Consider the following 6549-nt stretch of genomic DNA (forward strand, 5'->3'; position numbering starts at 1 on the left):
TAGCCGGCGCGAGCCTGCAAACCCTATTGAAATTAGCCGGTCACAGGTACTCCCTGATGTCATGGCGCGGGAAAGCCCGTCAGCGCACGGGACTCCCGGCACGCCACCACGCAACGCCCTCAGTCCACCGTGATCTGGCGCTTGCGAATCACGCCGGCCCAGCGCGCGCTGTCCTGCTGGATCGTGGTGGCCAGTTCCTGCGGCGTGCCGCCGCTGGTGTCCATGCCGAGTGTGGCCAGCTTCTCCTTGAGCGCCGGGTTCGCCAGCACTTCAAGCGCCTGGTGATTGATGCGGGCGATCACGTCCTTGGGGGTGCCTGCCGGCGCCATCAGCGCGTACCAGGATACGGCCTCGAACTTGGGAAAGCCCTGCTCGGCAATGGTGGGCACGTCGGGCATCACCGCCAGGCGTTTCTGGCTGGCCACGCCGAGCGCGTGGAGCTTGCCCGCCTTGATGTACGGCAGCGCCGACGAGACCTGCGCGAACATCATGGTCACCTGGCCCCCGACCAGATCGGTCATGGCCGGGCTCACGCCCTTGTAGGGAATGTGGTTGAGCTTGACCTTGGCGTCCAGCTGCAGCAGCTCGCCCGCCAGGTGCGCCTGGCTGCCGGCCCCGGGCGAGGCAAAGGTCAGCTCGCCCGGCTTTTGCGCCGCCAGCTTGAGGAGATCCGCGAGGGAGGCGGCGGGAACGTTGGCGCCGACCACCAGCACGTTCTCCGCCGTGGCCAGCATCGTCACCGGCACCAGGTCTTGCGCCTTGTACGGCAGGCTGCGGAACAGAGAAGGATTGACGGCGATATTCCCTACCGGCACCACCGCCAGCGTATAGCCATCCGGCGCGGCCTTGGCCGCCTGGTCCACGCCGATGGTGCCGGCCGCGCCCGCCTTGTTCTCCACCAACACGCTTTGGCCCCACGCCTTGGACAGCCCCTCGCCCACGACCCTGCCGAGCACGTCGGCGGGCCCGCCCGCCGGGAACGGCACGATCAGCCGCACGGGCTTGGACGGATAGGCCTGGGCGCCGGCAAGTATCGGCAACCCGGCGGCCAGCAAAGTCATCAGGAAACGCTTCATCGACAATTCTCCACGTCAGTCGGACTATCAGAAAATCAAGAATACTGGCTCCCGGGCATGGCCAGCCACGCGCAAGCCGTGCTCGCTGCCGTGGCGGTCATGGGCGGTACTCTTTGGCGTCAAGGGTGCCGGTCAGCGCAAAGCCCGCCTGGTCGGCTTCGCTGGCGTAGCGCGCCAGCACGTCATAGTCCTGCGCGCTGACGGCAGCAAAGCGCGCCAGCCGCAGTTGCGCAAGCCAGCCCGAGCAGGCCGGATCGCGGTGCAGGTCCAGCAGCACGGCGCGCACGCGCGCCACGGTGGCGTCTCCGGTCTGCGGCGAAGCCACCAGCGGCGGAATCGGCGAAGCTGGCGTCACCGCCACGCTGCGCACCTTCGCCATCAGCTCAGGGGCGTGCATGCGCAGCAGGTCAAGCACATAGCTGTCCACCACGCCCACCTCGGCATCGCCGCCGATGACCGCGTCGATCACCTGGCGCGGTGTGGGGGTTGGCGCCGCCGTTGGCCGGAACAGCGCGACGGCGCCGGCGGCAGCCGTTTCCATCAGGTAGTGCCGTGGCGCGTTGTAGCCGGAGTTCGATTCCGGCAGCATGCAAGCCAGCCGGCCTCCGAAGGCCGGCTCCAGCGTGGTGGCCGCCGCATCGGCGCGCACGATGAACTCAGTGAAGTACGCCGGCCGGCCCCCATAGCGCGGCAGCGACGGTACCGGCGCCGCCAGCAGGCGATGACGGCTTCCCGCGCCGACAAACGGGAACCCGCACATGAAAACGCAGCCGCAGTCCGGCCGCGCCCACAGCGCGCTGACCGGCGCCGGCGCGGCATGCTCGACGTATGTCCACGCCACGCCGGCCCGCTCACCCACGTAGGTGAGCAACGCCCGCCACGCCTGCCCCACCGGCGCGGCCACCGCATACATGCGCGCGTTGGCGATCATGCGTAGACGAGCTGCTGGCCAATGCCCATGCGCTCGGCCTTCTTCATGATGGCGTGGCCAAGCGCGATATCGCTCAGCGACAGGCCACGGTGCCAGAACAGGTTGGTCTCGTCATCGCTCTGCCGGCCCGGCTTGCGGCCCGCGACGATCTCGCCAAGCTCCGCGTGCAAGGTCTGCTCGGACAACTTGCCCGCCTCCACATGCGCGCGCAGCGAGCCGAACATGCCACCCTTGCACTGGGTCCAGTCGTCCACCACCAGCTTGCTCATGATGTCGGTCAGCGACAGCTCCACGGCGCTCATGGTCCCGTACGGCACCACAAATGCGCCCGGCTTGATCCACTCCGTCTTGAGCAGCGGCGTGGGCTTGTCCAGCCGCGACGCCTCGACCACGATGTCCGCGCCCCGCACGCACGACTCCCAGTCCTGCGTGACGATGACCTTCTTGCCAAGATCCCTCTCCAGCCGCGCGGCGAAAGCGTCGCGGCTTTCCGGGCGCCGCGAATGCACGCGGATCTCGTCGAAATCGAAGAGGCTGTCGAGCAGGCGCACATTCCAGTACGACGTGCCGCGCGCGCCGATATGGCCAAGCACCTTGCTGTTGCGGCGTGCCAGGTGGCGCGCGCCCAGCGCGGTCACCGCGCCGGTGCGCGCATCGGTGATGAAGGTCGCGTCGATCATCGCCACCGGCATGCCGGTGCGCGGGTCGAACAGGTTGAGCATGGCCATCTCCGACGGCAGGCCCAGCTTGTAGTTGTCGACGTAGTCGCCAACGATCTTCACGCCGGCCAGCCCGAGCGGCGCCACATAGCCGCGCAGCACGTTGAAGTGGCCATTGAACGCGGGGTCTGGAATCAGGTGCACGCGCGGCTCGATCACGGTCTGGTTGTTGCCTTGCGCCAGCAGGCCCTGCTCCACCGCGTCGAGGATTTCCTTGTCGGTCATCGCGAGCTTCGCGATGTCACGGCCGTTGATGTAAGTCAGATGGATATCGCTCATGTCTTTTCCTGGTCTCCTGTGAACGTTGGGACGATGCACCGGCATGCATCAGGATGCCCCGCAATGGGCTGCGCATCCCCATCGCGGTGCTGGCGCCGGTTGCGCCTGGCGCCGCCTTGGTGCACGTGTTCAAGCGCGCTGTCAGAACCCAGTGTAGGCAGCAGCGGCATTACTGTCATATGCTTATATGTCCGCGCGACTTAACATCAGGTTAATGGGTTGAAATCATGAAAATGAACCTCCGGCAGATCGAAGTGTTCCGCGCCGTGATGCTCACGGGCTCGATCAGCGGCGCGTCCAAGCTCCTGTATGTGTCCCAGCCCGCCATCAGCCGACTGATGTCGCACACCGAGCAACGCCTGGGGCTGGAGCTGTTCCGCCGCGTGAAGGGACGCCTGTACCCGACACCGGAAGCGCGTCGGCTGCTGGGCGAGGTCAATGCGGTGTATGAAGGGATCGAGCGCGTGAACGAGATCGCCGAAGACCTCGCCACCAACCGCACGGGCAGCCTGCGCATCTCATGCAGCCCGAACCTCGGGCAGACAGTGCTGCCCCGGGCCATCGCCTCGTTTCGCGCCGCGCATCCGGCCGTGCGCATCGTGGTGCGCACGCAGATCCCGGGCAACATGCTGCGCGCCCTGCTCTCCGGCCAGGCCGAGCTGGCCGTGTCCAACATGCCGCTGGCGCATCCCAACCTGGAATCCCGGCTGCTGGTGAAGAACCCGATGGTGGCGCTGGTGCCCGCGGGACACCCTTTGAGCGGGCGCAGCTATGTGCGCCCGGCGGAGCTCGCCGGGGAGCCATTGATTGGCTACGGCGCGGATGTGCCGTTCGGCTTGCTGGTGCGGGAGATGTTTGGCAACGACTTCGATGACATCGACATGCGGATCGAAGTGGAGCAGGCGCACGTGGCGCGCGCGCTGGCGCAGGCCGGGGCCGGCATCGCGCTGGTCGATGCCATGACAGTGTTCGGGCAAGCGTGGCCCAATATCGTGGCCATTCCGATCCGGACCAAGGTCAATGCCTCGGTCCAGATCTTCAATGTCCAGTCCGAGCCGCTGTCTCGGCTGTCGCTCGAATTCGCGCAGGAGCTGGTGGCGCGGATGAAGGGTTGAGGCGTGGGGGCGGTCAGGCCGACGCACCCACGCCGCCGCTCACTTCTTCAACGGATGCGCCAGGAAGAACCGCACCATCTCCGCGCTGGCATCGGGCCCGCTCGCGTCGGCATACGAGCCGCGTGTGCTGCCTCCCGCCCACGCGTGCTGCGCGCCATGAATCAGCCAATGCTCCGCCTCGACGCCACCGGGCGACTTCAACCGACGGCACGTGACGGTGCGCCCGTTCTGTTTGCTGGTCCGCTGGCTGTCGCCAGCGGCGGCGCCCTTGAACTCCCGCAGCAATCGCTCGCTGTTGGATACATGGACCGTCGGGTCCGCATCGCCGTGAAACACGATCAGCGGGCGCATTGGCGCGGCTCGCGCCCTGTCCGCCAGCTTCCCGCCTTTCATCGCAGCGAGCGCCGAGGGCAAGTCATGCGCGCTGCCGTGCGCCAGGCCAGAGTGAATCCCCGCGGCGGCATACAGCTCGGGATAGGCGTGGACCATCACAGCGGCCATGGCGCCACCTGCGGACAAGCCAGCCACGTACACGCGATCGGGATCGACCGGGTGGCTGGCCATGACTTCCCGCGTGATACCCGCGATCAGCGCTGGCTCGCCCAGCTCGCGCTGCTGGTCGCCCGGCTTGAACCAGCTCCAGCACTTGGACGGATTGGCCGTCGCGGGCTGGATCGGATACGCGACCAGGAAGCCGTGGCGCTCGGCGAGCGCATTCATGCGGGTGCCCGCCGCGAAATCGTCCGCATCCTGCGTACAGCCGTGCAGCATCACCACCAGCGGCAGGCGCTGGCCCTGGAAGCCGGCGGGCACGTAGAGCTTGTAGGCGCGCTGGCCAGCGTGGCCGGTGTAGCGCCTGACGGTGAAGTGGCCGGTGTCCTGCACGCCGGGTTGCGGTGCGGGTTGCGGCGCATGCCCGGGCTTTGCGCGGGCTTCACGCGCTTGCGGAGCGATTTCTTGCGCTTGGCGCGGCAGCAGCGCCTCAACAACTTGTGCAGGCTGGAAGCCCGCGACGGGAACTGCGCCGTTGCCGCGCAGCGCACGCTGAATAGCCTCGGTGGCTTCCAGCGGCCCCGCGGTGCGCAGCAGCTCCATGGCTTCGTGCATGGAAGCCAGAAATTCTTCGTTCATCTTCATCATGGTGTCCTTCGATGTGCCTTTAGCGTTGGGCTTTGGGTTGCCTCACGGCTTAGCGGATGCGGCCGGCCAGCGCGGCCTTGACGGCGGCGGAGGCATGGAAAGCGCCCAGCACCACGATCGATTCGATCGTGGCCAGGGCAAGCTCGGGCGTGACATCGGATGCAATGCTGGCGAGTCCCAGCACATGGATATCCAGGCGCTGGTGGGCGGCTTGCGCTGCCTCCAGGTCCTGGCGGGAGAAATGCTGCAGGCCGAGCACCAGCGCGCGCCGCGTCACGGTCTCGCTGACGGCCTGCGCGTGGATCGCAAGCTGGTTGCGGATCGCGGTGCGGATCAGATCGGTGCGGTTCGAGTAAAAGCCTTCCTCGACCAGCAGGTCGATCTGGCCGAGATCGACGGGGCCGAGATTGATCGTGATCTTCTCGGTTTCGCCGCCTTTGGGGCGGGGGATCACGCTAAGTGCACCTTGCTGCTCACTCATGGTCATTTACCATCCAAATAACATCCAGTGGGATGGTTATAGGATGGAACACCCCGTTGGGCAAGAAGGATTGCAGATTTTTGCTGCAATCGCACATGAAAGTGCAGCCGACGGTATTTGGTGTAGCTTCCACCCTGGCGTTCACGCCGTTCCAGGCGACACATGAAATTTTTCGCTACGCGGCGAGGTGCCGGGGGATCCGCTCTATCCTTGGGCGTGGCGTCATCCACGCCGAACCAGAGAACCAAAAAACCAAAGAACCAGGGATCAAAAGAACATAGGAGCGATATGCCAGCCTCCGCAATGACGACGCGCAGCAGCCCATGGCATTGCCGGGCGGCACCCTTGCTTGCCGCCGCTTGCGCAGCCCTGGCGCTATGCGGCTGCGCACCGGACTCGGTGCGCAACTTCGAGGCGAAAGGCTTCAATGCCTACCTGGACAGCGTGCAGCGCGGCTGCCCGAACATGATGATCGGGAACAACAACATCAGCGATTGGCTGCGCACCGACCGCGGCCAGAACGACAGCGACTACGTGTACTGGCTCGACCAGACCTCCCGGCTTTACTACCAGCGCATCACGCCGGCGCAGTATCGCGACTCGGTCATCGGCGCGCTCGGGCAAGGCAAATCGGATGCGCGTGCGGTGGACTGCATCGTCGGCAAGCTGCCCGCGCAGCGCCCTACCAGCCCGGCAGGGGACAAGCGGCCGTAATTGCTGGCCGTGGCTGCTGCATGGGGTTTAGCGCGCCGCGCTCGGCTGCAAGAGAACGCGTCGCCGGCTCTGCCGGCGACGCGTTCCTTAACCG

General features: G+C 66.4%; 8 protein-coding genes. 3 read left to right on the forward strand and 5 right to left on the reverse strand.

The genetic code is table 11. The annotated features are described in order from the left end of the window. Positions 1–119: 119 nt before the first annotated feature. The 3 genes from ACYP5B_RS33035 to ACYP5B_RS33045 all read right to left on the reverse strand — a co-directional run bounded on the left by ACYP5B_RS33035 (position 120) and on the right by ACYP5B_RS33045 (position 3005). Positions 120–1076 carry a Bug family tripartite tricarboxylate transporter substrate binding protein gene (locus ACYP5B_RS33035; RefSeq protein ID WP_400102364.1) on the reverse strand — a complete coding sequence of 319 codons (957 nt, stop codon included), beginning with the start codon at positions 1074–1076 and terminating at the stop codon, positions 120–122. A gap of 97 nt (positions 1077–1173) precedes the next feature. Further along, entirely contained in the window at positions 1174–2007 is an 834-nt protein-coding gene (locus tag ACYP5B_RS33040) for a phosphate/phosphite/phosphonate ABC transporter substrate-binding protein (RefSeq protein ID WP_459572431.1), read from the reverse strand. Continuing rightward, a complete protein-coding gene (locus ACYP5B_RS33045) occupies positions 2004–3005 on the reverse strand; it encodes an ornithine cyclodeaminase family protein (protein WP_400102366.1) in 1002 nt (333 codons plus the stop codon). Before ACYP5B_RS33045 ends, ACYP5B_RS33040 begins: the two co-directional genes overlap by 4 nt. A 227-nt stretch (positions 3006–3232) precedes the next feature. Here ACYP5B_RS33045 and ACYP5B_RS33050 point away from each other — a divergent pair, with 227 nt between their 5' ends. After that, positions 3233–4120, forward strand: coding sequence for a LysR family transcriptional regulator (locus ACYP5B_RS33050; protein WP_400102367.1), 888 nt, complete (start codon positions 3233–3235; stop codon positions 4118–4120). 39 nt (positions 4121–4159) lie between these two features. On the opposite strand, the gene ACYP5B_RS33055 is transcribed toward ACYP5B_RS33050, so the two are convergent. Next, on the reverse strand, positions 4160–5257 hold the full coding sequence (locus ACYP5B_RS33055; protein WP_459572497.1) for an extracellular catalytic domain type 1 short-chain-length polyhydroxyalkanoate depolymerase: 1098 nt from the start codon (positions 5255–5257) through the stop codon (positions 4160–4162). A gap of 52 nt (positions 5258–5309) precedes the next feature. After that, positions 5310–5741 (reverse strand): CopG family transcriptional regulator, encoded by a 432-nt coding sequence (locus ACYP5B_RS33060; protein WP_459572432.1) that lies wholly within the window; start codon positions 5739–5741, stop codon positions 5310–5312. A 56-nt stretch (positions 5742–5797) separates the two neighbouring features. Here ACYP5B_RS33060 and ACYP5B_RS33065 point away from each other — a divergent pair, with 56 nt between their 5' ends. Both ACYP5B_RS33065 and ACYP5B_RS33070 read left to right on the forward strand, forming a co-directional pair. Continuing rightward, positions 5798–6022 (forward strand): hypothetical protein, encoded by a 225-nt coding sequence (locus ACYP5B_RS33065; RefSeq protein WP_318237060.1) that lies wholly within the window; start codon positions 5798–5800, stop codon positions 6020–6022. 7 nt (positions 6023–6029) lie between these two features. Next, complete coding sequence (locus tag ACYP5B_RS33070) at positions 6030–6455, forward strand: hypothetical protein (RefSeq protein ID WP_459572433.1); 426 nt, start codon at positions 6030–6032, stop codon at positions 6453–6455. Positions 6456–6549: the final 94 nt, after the last annotated feature.

The organism is Cupriavidus sp. 8B, from assembly GCF_054589115.1.